This is a genomic window from Sulfurimonas sp. NWX367, from assembly GCF_039667065.1.
In the GTDB taxonomy this organism is placed as follows: Bacteria; Campylobacterota; Campylobacteria; order Campylobacterales; family Sulfurimonadaceae; genus Sulfurimonas; species Sulfurimonas hydrogeniphila.
Genome location: NZ_JALCZM010000003.1, coordinates 245,553 through 262,159, shown reverse-complemented (window position 1 = coordinate 262,159; position 16,607 = coordinate 245,553). Strand labels below are relative to the sequence as shown.

The following is a 16,607-nucleotide window of genomic DNA, read 5'->3' as shown; positions in this document are numbered from 1 at the left end:
TATTTTCTTCTCTTATCAGTAAGATAACAATCAATTAACAAAAATAGTATTATAATTACATGTAATTTATTATATAAGGATTATTATGATTAGACGTATGCCGTGGTGGTTAGCCGGAATCTTAATGGCGTTATTGGTACTGTTTACATTTTCAGTATTTGGAGCAAACAGGCCTTTTGGAGCATCAACCTATGTGCCTTATTTCGCAGGGATACTTTTTGATTTAAGTCCCGAAAAATACCCTTATCTCAAAGAGGTACATTTTGCCGGTGCCTGGGAAGGGGTAATGCTTTTGGGTGCTCTGACAGGCGGTTTTTTGACCTCTGTCTTTGTCACAAAAACTTTTCGTTTGAGTATTATGCCCACAGGCTGGAAAAAATATAAAAACTCTTCAGTCATATCACGGCTTGTTTGGAGTTTTGTCAGCGGTTTTTTTCTTATAATAGGTGCGCGCCTGGCAGGCGGATGTACAAGCGGGCATTTTTTAAGCGGGATGGCACAGACGGCTATAAGCAGTATGATTTTTGGCGGAGTAGTTCTTTTAAGTCTGATTATTACAGGAAAAGTATTTTATAAAAGTGAGGCAAATGATGTTTGATAGAATCTTAAACATGTTTACGACTGTCTCCAATGAATCCCACGGTTCGGTATTTGTCGTTTTTATGATAGGGCTTGTGTTTGGTGTACTGATTCAGTACAGCAGGGTGGACAAGTTTGAAAAAATTGCCGGTTTTGCAATGCTCAGAGATACAGTGGTGCCTAAAATGCTCTTTTTGGCAATAGGTTTAGCCTCTATAGGACTCTATTTTATGGTGGAAGCGGGATATGCATCGTACCATCCAAAGCCGATCATCTTAGGCGGACTAATTATAGGTGGTGCAATTTTTGGTATTTCTATGGCAATACTTGGGAAATGCCCGGGAACAGGTCCTGTTTCTATTGCTGAGGGACGTATAGATGTTCTTGTTGGCGCTATCGGTGGTATATTCGGTGGTCTTGTTTTTACACTTTATTATGATTTTTTCAAAAAAATCATGGGGGAGAGCTTAGGTAAAACAACATTAGTTTCTTATTTTCACGGGCATGAAAATTTAGTTGTGCTTATTTTTGGAATTATTTTAATTGCAGTAAGTATTATTATTCCACTTCGTCAAGAATTTGATGAAATAGATTTAAGTCAACTTGAAGAGAAATAGGACGAATTGACAAATATCATGTTTTAAAAAAGTATTGTTGTGTATAATGTTTTCTAAAAAAAAGAGAGAATATTAATGAAATATATACTAAAACTGCTTGGAGTGCTGGGAATTTTATCTCAATTCGTATTTGCGCAAACTCCACAAATACGTACGCAGGAGTTTCCTCAAAAAGAATTAAAAAAACAAAATATTCGAATTGCCACTCTTGCAGCACAGGAGATGTCAAAAACACTGCCTCAAAAAGTTGATAAATACACCAGTATCATAAATATAGAAAATGATGGAACTACTTTAATATATACTTTTGAAATCAATACCGGTACAAAAAGTGATGAAAGTGTACAAAAAGAAGACCACAGTAGAATGCAAAAAGCTATAACACAAGGTGTTTGTAAATCTTCAAAAAGATTTTTACTTGCCGGTATTGATACAACATATGTATATATCAGTGCTAAAACAAAAAAAATATTATTTAAATTTAAAATTACAAAAGACAAATGTGCTAATTTAGTAAGTCAATAGGCTCGTTATGTCTTTAAAAGATATAATAAAGTCTCAAACTTTTTTTTCCTCTTTAAATGAGGAGGAATTGGAAAAATTAGTATCTATATCTTTATTGCATCGTTATCAAAAAGATTATGTTCTTCATTATGAAAATGGCAATAGCAGTGAATTGCTTTTTTTGATAGACGGCTTGGCAAAAGCTTATAAAATAGACAAACATGACAATGAAACTTTTCTCTATTATATATATGCCGATTCTATGATTTCGGAAGTTTTAGAAATTGATTCTGAGAAATTGAGTTCTTTTTCAAATATACAACTTATAGATGACTCGCATGTTCTGAGTATAAACTATAAAAAATTCAAAGAATATTTTCTGGATAATGATATATTGTGCAAAGATTTCATGAAAGAAATCATAAAAAGGTCACTGCAATTACAATCTTTAGTCAATAGAGAGTTTATATTTGATGCAGTTTCAAAAGTCAGCATGATGTTGCATGATGATTTGAAAATGTTTAACAAACTAAAACGTCACGATATCTCTTTAATGCTTCATATTCAGCCGGCAACGCTTTCTCGTGTTCTCAGTAGATTAAAACGAAATAATATTATTGATATAATACACGGAAAAGTCGACGTAGTTGATGCAATGGCTTTACAAGAAATTTACAAGGATAAAACAAATGACTAAAATAAAATTTTTAGGTGCATTGATTTTCATATTATCATTAATCTTAGCCTTGTATTCTAAACATATTTCTACTCAAAATGAAGCAAATTTAAAACTTTTAAAAACGATTAACGAACAGAAAGCTTTTACCCAGGAAATTGCTAAAAATATATTTTTTATTTATAAAAATAAAGATGTTTCCATAAAACAGCTTGATGAGTCTGTAAAATCTTTTGTGCATAATATGAACAATAAAGATGAAATTTTGGATGGAATATTTTCTCAAGATATAAAAAAAGAGTCAGAGAAAATAATTTATTTATGGAATGATTTCTATTTACTTGTGCAAAAATTCAGAGATGCATATAGAGTTCGAAACGGCTATACAAACTTGGTTATAGAAAAACTCGTAAGAGATATATATGATACAAATTTAAAGCTTGTTGTAGAGTTTGATAAGCTTATTACTATGCATAAAAAATATTTTGATGCAGTAAAAAGTAAAAATAAAACTATACAAATTGCTCTTTTCATTATTTTATTACTCTTGCTTATTTATTTTTTTACTCAATTAAAATATTTAATTGGATTTATTCAAAAATTTTTAAATACTTCTAAAAAAATAGTACAAAAATCAACGGTAATAGGTATTAAACCAATGCATGAAAATACAAATATAGTTGATGTTACACAGGCAGTAGATGATTTTAATTTTCTTGTTCAAAAAATAGATAAATCTATTGACTATTCGAGTGAGTCTATAGTAAATGCTTCAAACTCTTTAGAGTATATAGAGAAAAATATTGAAGATTTACTTGAACTTATGGAAACAATGGATGAAGAAAACAAACTTGATAAAGAGTTAGTAAAAAAAGAAGATATTCTCATAGAAGCTTTAGAAGAACTGAGCTCATCACTTCAAAAACTCCAATCTCTTAAAATTAATGTATTAAACTTTAAAAAATAAAATTAATTAAATAATTTGACTTGGGTCAAATTATTCGTCTTCAATATATATTATTATTCTTCTATCATTTGGGATTATGCCCAAAATGAAAATGAAGGAGAATAAAATGGCTACACATATTAGTAAGCTGACTTCACTTCTTTTAGGTACTTCATTAGCTGCGACAATGGCGTCTGCAAGCGGTGGAGAACTACAAAAAGTGATGAAAGCAAGGGGACTAACGGAAAACGATATTATTCATGCTGCAAAAACTTATACACCAAGTGGCGGTAGAGATGAATTTATGATATTTAGTTCCGGTGGACAGTCTGGACAAATGATGGTCTATGGTGTTCCAAGTATGAAAATATTAAAATATATCGGTGTTTTTACTCCGGAACCATGGCAGGGGTATGGTTATGATGAAGAGAGTAAAAAGGTTTTACGTCAGGGAAATATTCGCGGTCGCGAAATTAACTGGGGAGATACGCACCACCCGGGACTCTCAGAGACAAATGGTGTATATGACGGAAAATGGTTAGCGATTAATGACAAGGCTAATCCACGTATTGCTATTCTTGATTTAAATGATTTTGAAACAAAGCAAATTGTTGTGAATCCTGTTTTTAAATCAGATCATGGTGGAGCTTTCTTTACGCCAAATTCTGAGTATATCTTGGAAGCTTCACAATATGCAGCTCCATTTGATAATAACTATCACCCGATTGAAGAGTATAAAGAGACATACCGTGGAGGTATTACTTTTTGGAAATTCAATGATAAAATCGGTCGTATCAATGAGAAAAAATCATTTGTTTTAGAATTACCTCCATATATGCAAGATTTAAGTGATGCCGGCAAAGGTGCTTCTTATGGTTGGGGATTTACAAACTCATTTAACTCTGAAATGTATACAGGTGGTATAGAAGTCGGTATGCCTCCATTTGAAGCAGGTTGTTCAAGAAATGACACTGACTTCTTACATGTATATAACTGGAAAAAATTAGAACAACTTGTAAAAAATAAGAAAAATTACAAAGTAATCAATGGTATTCGTGTTATTCCGATGAGTGTTGCTGTTGCCAATAATGCACTTTTTTTGATTCCGGAGCCGAAATCACCGCATGGTGTTGATGTTTCTCCTGATGGTGAGTATATTGTTGTTTGTGGGAAACTTGATACGCATGCTTCCGTGTATAAATGGAGTAAGATTCAAAAGTTGATTAAAGATCATAAATATGCAGGTAAAGATCCTTACGGGATTCCTATCTTAAGCATGAAAGATTCTTTACATGGTCAAGTTGAACTAGGTCTTGGACCACTGCACAATCAGTATGGCAAAAACTGGAAAGATGGTGAGATTTACACTTCATTATATGTTGATTCACAAATCGTAAAATGGGATTATAAACATTTGAAAGTGTTAGATAAAGTAAATGTTCACTATAATGTAGGTCACTTATGTGGTATGGAAGGAAAATCTGCCGACCCTCAAGGAAAATATATTATCTCTTTGAATAAACTTGCTATTGACAGATTTGATCCGGTTGGTCCTTTACATCCACAAAATCACCAGTTGATTGATATTAGTGGTAAAAAAATGGATTTATTGTATGATATGCCGATTCCTTTAGGTGAACCTCACCAAGCGGTTGCTATTCGTATGAGTAAACTACACCCTGAAGTACGTTATAAAATGGGTACAAACTCACGAACCGGTAAAATCTCTAAAGGGAAAACTTTAGCAGGACAAGAAAGAGTAGTAAGAAAAGGTCATAATGTAACGGTATATGCAACATTGGTAAGATCTCACATTAATCCTGAAAGAGTTACTGTGAATAAAGGGGATACTGTAACATTCTATTTAACAAATCTAGAGCGTGCAGAAGATGAAACTCATGGATTTACTGTAGACAACTATGATGTACATGCTTCATTAGAGCCGGGTAAAACTGCATCTGTTAAATTTAAAGCTGATTTAGAAGGTGTATTTCCTTATTACTGTACAGAGTTCTGTTCGGCACTTCACTTAGAAATGATGGGTTATTTAATGGTTAAAGATCCTAACAAAAAATATGTGAGTGCACAAAAACTTAAAATGAAAACAATGTCTAAAGCGGAATTAAAAGCTGAATATGACAAAACTGTTGCCGTAAATGCTGCGACAGATGCAGTTATTCAATCAGTTGTTAAATTCTTAAAAGCAAATCATTACGAAAAATATCCTACGGTAAAAGCACTTGTTGAAGATGCGCTTGATCAGTATGGAAAAATTCCAGCACAGAAAAAACTTTCTGACAAAGCTGTAAAAGCCGGTGATTTGGAAAAAGCTGTTCTTTTTGAAAACATGATTTGGCAATATATGGTTAAAACTGCAGATGTTGGAATTAGAGCGAAAAATTTACTTGTGAAAAAAGTTGCAACAAAACAGTCTCCTGCAGCAGCAGCCGGTGAGAGAGCATTCGGTGAAGGTGGATGTGGAGGATGTCATGTTATTGGTAAAGTTTCATCAGGACCAGATTTAACAGGTGTTCTTCAAAGACATGAAAATGCAGAGCAATGGGTAAGAGATTTTATTTTAAATCCGTCTCATAAATATAAAGATCCATATGTAGAAGGTATGATTAACTACTTTAACTTGAGAATGCCTAATCAGCATATGACAAAAGAAGAAGTTAATAACATTATTGAATACTTTAAATGGGTAGACGAAAATGCGAATCTATTTTAAAAAATAGATATTAAATTACTTCAAAAAGAGGTCTGGATTTTAGAATCCAGATCTCTTTCCTCTTTCTCCCTTTTTTTACTTGACTTAAGTCAAATTAATAAACTTTATTTGTGGATATAATAATAAACTTTAATTTATAAACAAGGAATTATTATGCACCCAAGTTTAATAAAAGCTAAAATATTTGCATTTATAGCTTTATTGATTTTAACTTTTTCTTTTACTCTTCCAATGATAGCCTTTCATGGAACACTCAACAAAATAGAGGCTGGCAAAATTGATGAAATTTCTCCTTTATCTAAAGAAGTTTGGAACCTTTACAATAAAGGAAAATATAAAAGTGTGGCTACCCCAAAAAGTGCCCATAATAATCTTGATAAAATGATTGAAAGCGAATCGGAAATTGGACCGGCATCATTACCAATTTGGGCGGTATCATTAGAAGCGCCAAATTATCCCAAGAAAGCATTTCCAGAAGGAATACCTGTATATTTTCATTTTGATGGTTATAGCGGAGAGGTCCATGAAATGGATACGATTAACCACTATGTAGGTATGGATCCAATGTGGAGAGGTGGACATTTTGAACGCGCTATCGGTCCGTATGCCTTATTAATACTGTCGTTAGGAATAATTTTATTTATAATCTATGATAAAAAGATTGTTAGCTATATTATGCTTGTTCCGATTTTTTTACCACTTATTTTTATTGCTGATTATTCTTATTGGTTGTATTGGTTTGGACACAATTTACATGATTGGGGCGCTTTTAAAATCAAACCTTTTATGCCGACAGTTTTTGGTGATGGAAAAATTGCTCAATTTACGACGCATTCATATCCTACTATAGGTTTTTATATGTTGCTGCTTGTAAGTTTTTTCTCCTTACTTGCATTTTTTGCAAAACAAAAAGCATTGAAAGAAATACAAGACGAAGGAAAATAAGGGTTTTTAATGATACGAAATTTATTGCTTGGTATTACGACTATCATTATTTCATTAAGCGCAAATACTTTGCAAGATGCAATAGACAATGCACCTGCAGGTTCAATTTTGAAACTGCATGCCGGAATATATAAAGGCAATATTATAATCAATAAACCATTATCAATAATAGGGCAAGAAAAAGGTGTTATTATTGATGGTCAAAACAAAGGTATCGTGATTAAAGTTGAGAGTTCTTATGTAACATTAAAAAATCTTACTATAATAAATAGCGGCAGTAGACATGAAAATTTAGACGGTGCTATTTCAATGATTAAAAGAGGAAAGATGGGAAAGATAAAGCAGTGTGAAGTGAGTAACTGTATTATTAAAAACTGTCTTTTTGGTATAGATTTGCAGATGGTTGATAACTCGATTATTAGTTATAATCAAATTAGTTCTAAAAAACTTCCTCTTGGTTTACGGGGGGATGGTTTACGACTTTGGTATTCTAATAATAATTTAATAAAAAAGAATTCTCTTATTAAATCAAGAGATATGGTTGTTTGGTATTCTCACGGGAATACTATAGAGAAAAATTTTGGAAAATATAATAGATATTCCTTACACTTTATGTATGCAGGTAAAAATTTTATTAAAGATAATGTATACGAGAATAATTCTGTAGGTATATTTTTTATGTATTCACAAGACTCAATTGCGACAGGGAATATCGTAAAAAGTTCTTTGGGTGCTACAGGTATGGGTATAGGGCTCAAAGACGCTTCTAATTTTATTTTAAAAGACAATACTGTCATTTATTGTGCACAAGGTTTTTATATAGACAGGTCACCTTTTGAGCCCGGGACACATAACATTATAGAGGGAAATAAAATTTTATACAATGCAGAGGCCATGCATTTTCACTCTTTAAGTGTGAACAATATTATAAAAGATAACATTATAATGGGAAATATTGAAGATATTGTGAATGACAGTAAAAGAGACAGAATAGAAGAAAATGAAATTGAGGGTAATTATTGGGATAACTATGTAGGATTTGATAATAATGGTGACGGGATAGGAGATACACCGCATAAGGTTTACAGATATGCCGATCAACTTTGGATTTATAACAGTAATGTGAAGTTTTTCTATGGTTCACCGGTAATTTCATTATTAAACTTTTTAGCAAAACTTGCTCCATTTTCAAAACCGCTGTTTTTAATGGAAGATAAAAAACCAAAAATGAAAAAAGCAATTTAATAAAGGATAATTATGGCAAAAAAAGTACAAACAGACAGAAGAGATTTTGTTAAATATTCTACATTAGGTTTATTGGGTCTTGTTATGGGAGGTGGTATTGTTTTTAGCCCTTATCTCCAAGGAAAAGAAAATAAGCTAAGACCACCGGGAGCTGTTCCCGAAAAAGATTTTTTAGCATTATGTATTAAGTGCGGACAGTGTCTTCAGGTATGTCCTTATCATTCTATAAAACTTCATGATATTAATCACGGTGCAGGGGAAGGTACACCCTATATTGATGCAAATATCAGAGCATGTTATGCTTGTAATGCAGTACCGTGTGTTTTAGCATGTCCAAGCGGTGCCCTGGATCATAAAACAGAAAAAGCAGAAGATATCCGAATGGGAATTGCTGTTTTAGAGTTTCCCGATACTTGTTTAGGCATTAGCAATACGCCAATTCCAGAAGGCTATGATAATAAAATGCTGGCTTTTACAAAGAGTGTGAGGAATGAAACACCAGAAGAAGTGGAGTTACTTAAAAAGTTTATGGGTAGAGAAGGTCAAGCATGTAATTTGTGTGCAGATATGTGCCCGATACCTAATCCTTTAAGTGCAATTGCTATGGTTCCAGATGCCAAAGGTGGACAAAGACCTGAGATTTATGATGGGTGTATAGGCTGTGGTGCATGTCAAGATGTTTGCCCAACGTCTCAACCGTCAATCATAGTGAAACCCAGAATGACTTATGATGAGTATTATGGAAATAAAAGTAAAGGAATATCATGAATAAGCATATATTATTAGCATCAATTTTTTTCATAATGATTAATTTTACTGCCTGTGGAGATAAGAAGGATTCTGAACAAAAGAATGAAGTTCAGGCAAATACCGTTTCTGCCGGGAGTCCTAAAATTGAGGTAGTGGCAAATAAAAATGAGTATGCTATTAAAGTAAAATCAAGTGAAGATGAGATTGCAAAAGGAAAATCCGGTAATAAGAATTCTTTTTATTATGATTATGGAGAAAAAAGTGAATATGACCAAAATGCTCAGCCTGCAAATAAAGATGCCTCGGTTCGAGTAAGACCGAGAACGGTACTTGACGCTCAGATGCATATACGAAGCCCTTATGAAAGAGTTCAAATTTCACTCATTGCCAAACAACTTAGCCCTACATTTCGGCTTAAATGCTCTGCTTGCCATGATGATTATGCAAATGGTGTTCTTGGACCATCGCTTCTTGGGCGTAATGCTGATTATATTTATGACAAGATTATAGCGTTTAAAACAGGAAAGAAAAAAAATGTATTTATGAATGATTTGATTCATAATATGAGTGATGCAGAGATACGTGCAATAGCAGAAGATATATATAACTTTAATGTTCAAATTCAAAAGATAAGGAATAAATAAATGAAAAATATAATAGCAGGGATTTCTACACTCTTGATAGCTGGATTAATGGTATGGGTATATTTAAACGGAGGTGCTTATAATGGCGGAGAAGCCGGCAGAATCACTGAAGATATAGGCAATAGAGTAGCAACGGCGAAAATTGATAATAAACCGATAGAAAAAAGTGATAGAGAAAAAGAAAATGAAGCATTGACTGCCTTGCGAGATAAAGCAGGAAATATCGGTAGTTTTAAAGTAAGTGATGAGTACAAAAGTAAATGTGCATCTTGTCATGGAGTTGATGGGAGTGGTATGCAGTACGGTAAAAAGCTTATGGGTCCAAAACTATTTGGACAAAGTGCTGAGGAACTTTATAAAAAACTTGATGATTTTAAAGCCGGCAGAAAAGAAAATATGATTATGAGAGGCTTATTACTTCATTTGTCACAAGACGATTTACGAAGATTGGCAAATGAAATAGGAGAATTTCCAAAACGCGCTGAGGCACTTAAAAATTCTAAATAAGGCATAAAATGGATAAGTATAATAGTAGAGAAACTATAAAAAGAACATCGTTTTTATCAACATTTTTCACTACGACAAAAGAGGGAAAGAAGAAGCTTAGTATAAGAGCAAAAAGATGGCTTGTTGTTATTTTTGTGCATCTTCTCTTTTTTCTCTCTTTTGCTATTGATATTCAAATACTTGAGGGAACACTAAACGGTTCAAGGTTTTTAGGGTTTCACCTTATTGACCCTTTTACCACCTTGGAAATGTTGATGGCAGAACATCATTTGCATATTAACATTATCATTGGGGTGAGTACGATTACCATTTTTTATTTGCTCGTTGGCGGTAGAAGCTACTGTGCTTGGGTATGTCCTTATGGAATACTCAGTGAAATAGGTGAAAAATGGCATAATACTTTAGTTGCTAAAAAAATTATAAAAGATAGAAAGTTTGACCATCGCATCAAATACTTTTTTTGGGCAATTTTTTTAATTTTGGCAGGAACGAGTGGTTACTTAGTTTTTGAAACATTTAGTGTTGTCGGAATTTTGAGTCGTACAATCGCATATGGATGGAGTCTCTCTTTAATTTGGGTTTTGATTGTATTTGCTTTTGAAGTTTTCTTTGCCCGTCGTGCCTGGTGTACTTACATCTGTCCTATCGGTGCGACATATGGGATGATTGGAAAAGTATCTGCCCTGCGGATAGAGTGGAATGACAATTGTGACCATTGTATGGTCTGTAGTGATGTTTGTTTTGAAAATCAGGTTTTAGAGATTACAAAAGCAAAATATGACAAACAAAGAGAAGAAGAAGGTATTACACATGAGTACATAACTGGCGCAGATTGTACTTTATGTGGACGTTGTATAGATGTATGTCATGCCGATGCGTTAAATTTTGACTTCAGATTAAAAAGTTTGGTATAAATATGATACAGGTAAAGAATTTAACAAAAAAATTTGGTTCAAATATCTCTTTAGATAAGGTGAGTTGTGAATTTAAACAAAATGAATCTATCGCTTTAATGGGTGCAAACGGTGCCGGTAAGACGACACTTATTCGCTCAATTATGGGATATTATCATCCAAACAGCGGAGAAGTGCTCATTAATGGACTTAACCCTATAAAAAACAGACTAAATGTTTTAGAACATATTAGTTTTGTTCCACAGTTGCCGCCCCCAATTAAGCTAAGTATTGATGAACTTATTGCATATATAGGTGTGAGCGCTAAGGTAGACAAAGAGTTAATTAAGTATTATGCAAACGAGATGAAACTTGATATTAGTGCAAATCTTCACAAATCCTTTTTTAAATTAAGCGGGGGGATGAAACAAAAATTGCTTATTGCCATTTCCCTTGCTAAAAAAAGTGATATTATTATTTATGATGAGCCAACGGCAAATCTTGACCCAAAAGCAAGAGATGATTTTTACAGGCTGTTGAAACAAAACGAAGAAGACAAAGTTTTATTGTTTGTAACACACCGACTTGAAGAGGTGAAAGATTTGGTTAACAGACAAATTTATATGGATTTGGGAAAAATAGTATCAGATGAGAGGTTTTAGATGAAAAATCTATATTTAATAGCATATTTAGATTTAAAAGAGTCACTCCGAGCAAAGTGGTTTGTTGTTTATTCCCTTGTTTTTGGAGGCTTAATAGCACTCTTTTTTATAGCAGGTGTTACGGAGTCTCAAGTGATGGGTTTTAGCGGGCTCAGTCGTCTTTTATTGATGTATATTCAGATTACTATCGTTATTTTACCGATTTTTATTCTGATTACGACAGTGCGTTCTATATCCGGAGACAGAGACAGCCATGTGTTGGAGTATATGCTCTCCTTTCCTATATCTTTAAAACAATATTATTGGGGAAAAGTAATCGGCAGGTTTATTACTGTTTTTCTTCCTGTGTTTTTTGCAATGGTGATTGCTATTGTTTATGGTGCTTTTAAAGGAGCGGCAATACCTTGGAATATTTTCTTTCTCTATACAGGGCTTCTTTTTGCAATGAGTAGTGCTTTTTTAGGGATTGCATTTTTTATATCCTCTTTTGTAAAATCTTCAGAAGTAGCATTGGGGCTTTCATTTTTTATTTGGATATTTTTACTTGCATTTATAGATATCGCACTTATTTCGTTGATGATGCAAGAGAGAATGAGTTCAGGTTTGATTATTTTTATCAGTATGATAAATCCTATGGAAATTTTCCGTGTAGCAGCTATTTCTTTATTTGATCCACAGCTTACGGTTATGGGACCGGTAGCATTTTACATACTTGATTCAATGAGTCAAACAATGTTTGTTCTTGTTTCCATAGGATATCCACTTATTTTAGGTTTAGTGTTTGCATTTTTAGGGTATAAAATATTTGAGAAAAAAGATTTGGTTTAGGAGGTGTTATGATGAAAGTACTTGTCGGATTATTGCTGTTTTGTAGTTTGTTATTGTCTTATGAAATTAAATACAATAAAGATGATGTTGGTTACATACGACATTTAAAGTTATATGAATATCCATCATGGGTATCGGAAATAGAGTTGGCAAACGGGAAAAAAATACTTTTTTCTTCACCAAAAGGGATGTTTGAATTTTATTTGCATCCAGCTTCATGGTTTGGTCAGTATCATATTACAAAAGAGCAAGATTTTAAAAAATTATATGTTACAGATTTTCAAACAGCAAAAACGATTAATGCAAAAGGGGCTTTTTTTGTTTTTGGCAGTAATGAAATTTCACCTGCAGGTGATGATTTAGTCCCTTTTAATTCATATAAAGCTGCCGAGGATTTTTCAAAAAAACATCACGGTGCAAGAATTTTGAGTTTTAAAGAAATTACTTACGGACTTATAAAATTTCTAAATGGAGCAATATAATGAAAAAGCCTACACCGATAGATGAAGAGATACAACTTGATCCAAAAAGATATATAGTAAGTGAAACAGATGCAAAAGGGAAGATTACTTATGTCAATGATTATTTTATGGAAATAAGCGGCTATTGTGAAGATGAGCTTATCGGGCAGCCTCACAGTATAGTACGCCACCCAGACATGCCAAAAGTTGTATTTAAGCTTTTATGGGAAACTATAAAACAAGGGAAAAATATCAATGCCGTTGTGAAAAATATGGCAAAAGATGGACGATATTACTGGATATTTACTGAATTTGAAATACGTAAAAATACAGACACCGGTGAAATTATCGGTTATCATGCTTCACGAAAAACAATTTCAAAACATGTAATTGAAATTATGGCAGACTTGTATGCAGAACTTTTGGAAATAGAAAAAAAAGATGGTGTCGAAGCAAGTGAAAAACATCTTGTGTCTTTTTTGAAAGACAAAGGTGATGATATGGAATTTGCAAATATTATGGAAGAAATACATAGATTTTATTAAAATCTTGCAGGAGTAATGGAATATGTTAGTTTTTTTTCTGTTGCTGATTTCCCCTCTTTTGCTCTTTGCAAATGCTTTACAAAACGCAATAAACTCTGCACCTCCTTATGCAACGATAAAACTGCAAAATGCTATATATAAAGGCAATATTTATATTAATAAGCCGCTGACGATTGTAGGAATGGGAAATAATGTTCTTATTAAGGGTGATGGGGTACACAGTGTTATTGTCATTAGAAGTTCTTATGTCACATTGCAACATTTGAAAATTCAAAACAGCGGGATGAATATGCAGAGTATTGATGCCGCAATATCTATGCGTGAAGTACAAAACTGTGAAATACGCGATTGTAATATTTCAGAAGTTTTATATGGTATAGATATGGATAGGGTTGATAATTCGATCATTTCTCATAATTATATAACGACAAAAAAAAATACGCTTCCTTTACGTGCAAATGCGTTAAAGCTTTATTATGCCGATTATAATATTATAGAATCAAATACTATTAAAAATGTACGTGATGTGACTTTAAATTATTCGCATCATAATCTTTTTCAAAAAAATAGATTTATAGGCAACAGATTTGCAACACATCTCTCTTTAAGTAACAATAACCGTTTTATAGAAAATTTATATAAATATAATTCTGTAGCAATGATGTTTATGGGTGCCAAAAATACAAAGGTGATCGCTAATAAAATATTGAGTTCTGATGGTGCTGCCGGAATTGGTGTGATGATAGGCAGTGTAGCAAACTTTGTTTTTAAAAATAATGTAGTCCGTTATAATGCCAAAGCACTCTATATTCAAGGACAGGAGAAAGCAAAAGGGATGAAGCGATATTTTATTGGTAACGAAATAGCTTATAATGGTGAAGCCTTCCACTTTCATGCTTCAATCAAAGATAATACGATTACAAATAATAAAATATTTTCAAATATTGATGATGTAGTTAAAGATGCCGGAAAAAATTTTGACGTGTCAAATATTGTAGAGTATAATTACTGGGACAGATATGAAGGCTTTGATACAAATAATGATGGCATCGGTGATAAACCTTTCAAGGTATATCAATATGCCGACCAGTTATGGCACTATAATCATAAAGTAAAATTTTTTTATGCCAGTCCGGTAATGAGTATGCTTAATTTTTTATCGCATTTGGCTCCTTTTATAGAACCTAATTTGATAATGGAAGATAAAAAACCTATCTTCCAACTTTTTTAACGCGTTTTACAACTTCGTTAAAGTCTATAATTTCTTGACCTTTTGTGATATCATCTTTTGATTTATGGGCAGAAAAGCCATAAGCCATGGGTGTAATATTTTCAGTATCATAGTAAGCTGTTCTGGCATTTATCCATTTTCCTGTTTTGGCGTCTGTTACCCAGATGACGGCTTTGTCCTTCCATGGAATTTGTTCATTATCAAACCAAAGTACCATACAGCCTATGTCATCAAAAAGATAATACTTTCCGGTAGAAGGGTTAATTACTTCAACTGTATTTTTTCTGTCGCTGATAACCATAGCGCAACGTGCGCACATATCTCTGTCGTAGTGGACTTCATGAACTTGAGAGCTAGATTTTTTGTCACACCCCGTTGTTGTGAGGAGTGTGAGTGTGAGAGTGACGAACAAGAAGAATAATCGCATAGGCAAATCCCTTTTTTTGAGTTATTCTAACTTATTCTGATGATTTATATGATGATATACATCAATTAGTGTTTAATAACTTGAGCTTTTAAATCATTTTCATCAAGTTTTTCACTGGCATATTTTATAACAACGACATGTTCTGTTTCATTTATAAACCATTCTGCGACATGTTCACTCTCCAGAGCATGTAATTTATCAAAATCAACTTCATCCTCAGGAATAATAAGATGCGAGTATCTGAGTGGATTTTTCATCTTCAAAGCGGTCCATATAAGCCATAAAATACTGATTGTTCCAATCGTGAAACCTAAAGTTTCTCGTGAACTCATGTCAAGGTAAAGTCCTGCAAAAGTACCGCCTAAAAAGGTTGCAAAGTATGCGGCAGAGTTGGCAATTCCAAGTGCCGCACCTTTTTGATGTACTTTTGCAAATTTAGAAATCATTGACTGAACGAGCGGTTCCATCATATTAAATGCAACAAAGAAAAAGATGACGGCTGTTATAAAAACGCCACTTGATGTTGTTGTTCCCATCATTATGAAAGACGCGGTAAATAAAAGGATAGAGAGTAAAAATATTTGCTTGGGAATATTTCTTTTTTCTCCAAACACGGCAGCAGGTCCCATGGCAATAAGCCCTGCAATCATAGCAGGAACATAGACCATCCACAAGTCACTTTTTTCCCAGTTAAAACCATATTCCGGTTTTGTTAAAAAGATGGGAATGATAACAAATGCAGCAGTCATAAGACCTTTTTGCATAGCATTGATAATAATCATACTTAAAAGGTTCGGATCTTTTAATATGTCAGATGTTTTTGTTTTTCCGTGATAAATATGTTTGATTTTTGGGGGTGTCGGTACTTTGACAAATAAAACAACGATAGCTAAAACAGCTAACACTGCAGTTATGAAGAATATAGCACTTAAACCGAAATTTGCAGCAAGAACAGGACCAAGAGCCATTGCAACGGCAAAACTCATAGCGATGAATCCACCCATGATTGCCATAGCATGCCCGCGTTGTTTTTCTTCAACCAAATCGGCAATCATTGCCGTTACAACAGAGCCGATAGCCCCTGCACCTTGTAAAAAACGCCCAAACATTAATGTATATATATCAGTTGAATAGGCACAAATGAGAGAACCGATTAAAAATATAAGTAGCCCGAAAAGTATTGTCGGCTTTCTGCCGACCTTATCACTCATACTTCCAAAAGGTACTTGAAAAATAGCCTGAGTTAAAGCGTAACCCCCGACGATAACACCGACGAGAAAGGGTGTAGCACCTTGTAAATCAAGGGCATAAACAGAGAGAACCGGTAAAACGAGAAAAAGTCCTAAAAATCTGAGAAAAAGAATACTTGAGAGGGGTAAAACTTTTTTGAACATATAAATCCTTTTGTTTTATTGT

The 16,607-nt window shown here is 33.3% G+C and carries 19 protein-coding genes; 17 read left to right on the top strand and 2 right to left on the bottom strand.

Annotated elements, in window-relative coordinates:
- Positions 1 to 85 precede the first annotated feature (85 nt).
- From MNY28_RS10030 to nosD, 17 genes are all read left to right on the top strand, one after another.
- Complete coding sequence (locus MNY28_RS10030) at positions 86 to 598, top strand: YeeE/YedE thiosulfate transporter family protein (protein WP_346389757.1); 513 nt, start codon at positions 86 to 88, stop codon at positions 596 to 598.
- Entirely contained in the window at positions 588 to 1,196 is a 609-nt protein-coding gene (locus tag MNY28_RS10025; RefSeq protein ID WP_346389756.1) for a YeeE/YedE thiosulfate transporter family protein, read from the top strand. Before MNY28_RS10030 ends, MNY28_RS10025 begins: the two co-directional genes overlap by 11 nt.
- 75 nt (positions 1,197 to 1,271) lie before the next feature.
- The gene (locus MNY28_RS10020; RefSeq protein ID WP_346389755.1) at positions 1,272 to 1,721 is read left to right on the top strand and encodes a hypothetical protein; all 450 of its coding nucleotides are present in this window, start codon (positions 1,272 to 1,274) and stop codon (positions 1,719 to 1,721) included.
- 67 nt (positions 1,722 to 1,788) lie between these two features.
- On the top strand, positions 1,789 to 2,397 hold the full coding sequence (locus tag MNY28_RS10015) for a Crp/Fnr family transcriptional regulator (protein WP_346389754.1): 609 nt from the start codon (positions 1,789 to 1,791) through the stop codon (positions 2,395 to 2,397).
- Entirely contained in the window at positions 2,390 to 3,343 is a 954-nt protein-coding gene (locus MNY28_RS10010) for a hypothetical protein (protein ID WP_346389753.1), read from the top strand. The genes MNY28_RS10015 and MNY28_RS10010 overlap by 8 nt, the downstream gene beginning before the upstream one ends.
- Positions 3,344 to 3,449: 106 nt before the next feature.
- Positions 3,450 to 6,053, top strand: coding sequence for a Sec-dependent nitrous-oxide reductase (nosZ, locus tag MNY28_RS10005; protein WP_346389752.1), 2,604 nt, complete (start codon positions 3,450 to 3,452; stop codon positions 6,051 to 6,053).
- A gap of 153 nt (positions 6,054 to 6,206) precedes the next feature.
- A complete protein-coding gene (locus MNY28_RS10000) occupies positions 6,207 to 6,998 on the top strand; it encodes a cytochrome C (RefSeq protein WP_346389751.1) in 792 nt (263 codons plus the stop codon).
- A 9-nt stretch (positions 6,999 to 7,007) separates the two neighbouring features.
- On the top strand, positions 7,008 to 8,243 hold the full coding sequence (locus tag MNY28_RS09995; RefSeq protein WP_346389750.1) for a nitrous oxide reductase family maturation protein NosD: 1,236 nt from the start codon (positions 7,008 to 7,010) through the stop codon (positions 8,241 to 8,243).
- Between the two features lie 12 nt (positions 8,244 to 8,255).
- Positions 8,256 to 9,011, top strand: coding sequence for a 4Fe-4S dicluster domain-containing protein (locus tag MNY28_RS09990; protein ID WP_346389749.1), 756 nt, complete (start codon positions 8,256 to 8,258; stop codon positions 9,009 to 9,011).
- Complete coding sequence (locus tag MNY28_RS09985; RefSeq protein WP_346389748.1) at positions 9,008 to 9,637, top strand: c-type cytochrome; 630 nt, start codon at positions 9,008 to 9,010, stop codon at positions 9,635 to 9,637. Before MNY28_RS09990 ends, MNY28_RS09985 begins: the two co-directional genes overlap by 4 nt.
- On the top strand, positions 9,638 to 10,144 hold the full coding sequence (locus MNY28_RS09980; RefSeq protein ID WP_346389747.1) for a c-type cytochrome: 507 nt from the start codon (positions 9,638 to 9,640) through the stop codon (positions 10,142 to 10,144).
- Between the two features lie 8 nt (positions 10,145 to 10,152).
- A complete protein-coding gene (locus tag MNY28_RS09975) occupies positions 10,153 to 11,058 on the top strand; it encodes a NapH/MauN family ferredoxin-type protein (RefSeq protein WP_346389746.1) in 906 nt (301 codons plus the stop codon).
- A 2-nt stretch (positions 11,059 to 11,060) separates the two neighbouring features.
- Positions 11,061 to 11,699, top strand: a complete 639-nt coding sequence (locus MNY28_RS09970) for an ABC transporter ATP-binding protein (protein WP_346389745.1) — start codon at positions 11,061 to 11,063, stop codon at positions 11,697 to 11,699.
- Entirely contained in the window at positions 11,700 to 12,527 is an 828-nt protein-coding gene (locus MNY28_RS09965) for an ABC transporter permease subunit (RefSeq protein WP_346389744.1), read from the top strand. It abuts the gene before it with no gap.
- An 8-nt stretch (positions 12,528 to 12,535) separates the two neighbouring features.
- Positions 12,536 to 13,009: a nitrous oxide reductase accessory protein NosL gene (locus tag MNY28_RS09960; RefSeq protein WP_346389743.1), complete on the top strand. Its 474-nt coding sequence runs from the start codon at positions 12,536 to 12,538 to the stop codon at positions 13,007 to 13,009.
- Positions 13,009 to 13,533 carry a PAS domain-containing protein gene (locus MNY28_RS09955; protein WP_346389742.1) on the top strand — a complete coding sequence of 175 codons (525 nt, stop codon included), beginning with the start codon at positions 13,009 to 13,011 and terminating at the stop codon, positions 13,531 to 13,533. The genes MNY28_RS09960 and MNY28_RS09955 overlap by 1 nt, the downstream gene beginning before the upstream one ends.
- Positions 13,534 to 13,555: 22 nt before the next feature.
- Positions 13,556 to 14,764, top strand: coding sequence for a nitrous oxide reductase family maturation protein NosD (gene nosD, locus MNY28_RS09950; RefSeq protein ID WP_346389741.1), 1,209 nt, complete (start codon positions 13,556 to 13,558; stop codon positions 14,762 to 14,764).
- Here the strand turns inward: nosD and MNY28_RS09945 are convergent.
- Positions 14,745 to 15,191: a hypothetical protein gene (locus tag MNY28_RS09945; RefSeq protein WP_346389740.1), complete on the bottom strand. Its 447-nt coding sequence runs from the start codon at positions 15,189 to 15,191 to the stop codon at positions 14,745 to 14,747. The genes nosD and MNY28_RS09945 overlap by 20 nt on opposite strands.
- Positions 15,192 to 15,256: 65 nt before the next feature.
- Positions 15,257 to 16,585 (bottom strand): MFS transporter, encoded by a 1,329-nt coding sequence (locus tag MNY28_RS09940; RefSeq protein WP_346389739.1) that lies wholly within the window; start codon positions 16,583 to 16,585, stop codon positions 15,257 to 15,259.
- Between the last annotated feature and the right edge of the window lie 22 nt (positions 16,586 to 16,607).

Excerpts from the sequence above, each read along its gene's own strand:
- MNY28_RS10030 (WP_346389757.1), top strand. The coding sequence starts at position 86 with ATGATTAGACGTATGCCGTGGTGGTTAGCCGGAATCTTAATGGCGTTA.
- MNY28_RS10025 (WP_346389756.1), top strand. The coding sequence starts at position 588 with ATGATGTTTGATAGAATCTTAAACATGTTTACGACTGTCTCCAATGAA.
- MNY28_RS10020 (WP_346389755.1), top strand. The coding sequence starts at position 1,272 with ATGAAATATATACTAAAACTGCTTGGAGTGCTGGGAATTTTATCTCAA.
- MNY28_RS10010 (WP_346389753.1), top strand. The coding sequence starts at position 2,390 with ATGACTAAAATAAAATTTTTAGGTGCATTGATTTTCATATTATCATTA.
- nosZ (WP_346389752.1), top strand. The coding sequence starts at position 3,450 with ATGGCTACACATATTAGTAAGCTGACTTCACTTCTTTTAGGTACTTCA.
- MNY28_RS10000 (WP_346389751.1), top strand. The coding sequence starts at position 6,207 with ATGCACCCAAGTTTAATAAAAGCTAAAATATTTGCATTTATAGCTTTA.
- MNY28_RS09995 (WP_346389750.1), top strand. The coding sequence starts at position 7,008 with ATGATACGAAATTTATTGCTTGGTATTACGACTATCATTATTTCATTA.
- MNY28_RS09990 (WP_346389749.1), top strand. The coding sequence starts at position 8,256 with ATGGCAAAAAAAGTACAAACAGACAGAAGAGATTTTGTTAAATATTCT.
- MNY28_RS09985 (WP_346389748.1), top strand. The coding sequence starts at position 9,008 with ATGAATAAGCATATATTATTAGCATCAATTTTTTTCATAATGATTAAT.
- MNY28_RS09980 (WP_346389747.1), top strand. The coding sequence starts at position 9,638 with ATGAAAAATATAATAGCAGGGATTTCTACACTCTTGATAGCTGGATTA.
- MNY28_RS09975 (WP_346389746.1), top strand. The coding sequence starts at position 10,153 with ATGGATAAGTATAATAGTAGAGAAACTATAAAAAGAACATCGTTTTTA.
- MNY28_RS09970 (WP_346389745.1), top strand. The coding sequence starts at position 11,061 with ATGATACAGGTAAAGAATTTAACAAAAAAATTTGGTTCAAATATCTCT.
- MNY28_RS09965 (WP_346389744.1), top strand. The coding sequence starts at position 11,700 with ATGAAAAATCTATATTTAATAGCATATTTAGATTTAAAAGAGTCACTC.
- MNY28_RS09960 (WP_346389743.1), top strand. The coding sequence starts at position 12,536 with ATGATGAAAGTACTTGTCGGATTATTGCTGTTTTGTAGTTTGTTATTG.
- MNY28_RS09955 (WP_346389742.1), top strand. The coding sequence starts at position 13,009 with ATGAAAAAGCCTACACCGATAGATGAAGAGATACAACTTGATCCAAAA.
- nosD (WP_346389741.1), top strand. The coding sequence starts at position 13,556 with ATGTTAGTTTTTTTTCTGTTGCTGATTTCCCCTCTTTTGCTCTTTGCA.
- MNY28_RS09945 (WP_346389740.1), bottom strand. The coding sequence starts at position 15,191 with ATGCGATTATTCTTCTTGTTCGTCACTCTCACACTCACACTCCTCACA.
- MNY28_RS09940 (WP_346389739.1), bottom strand. The coding sequence starts at position 16,585 with ATGTTCAAAAAAGTTTTACCCCTCTCAAGTATTCTTTTTCTCAGATTT.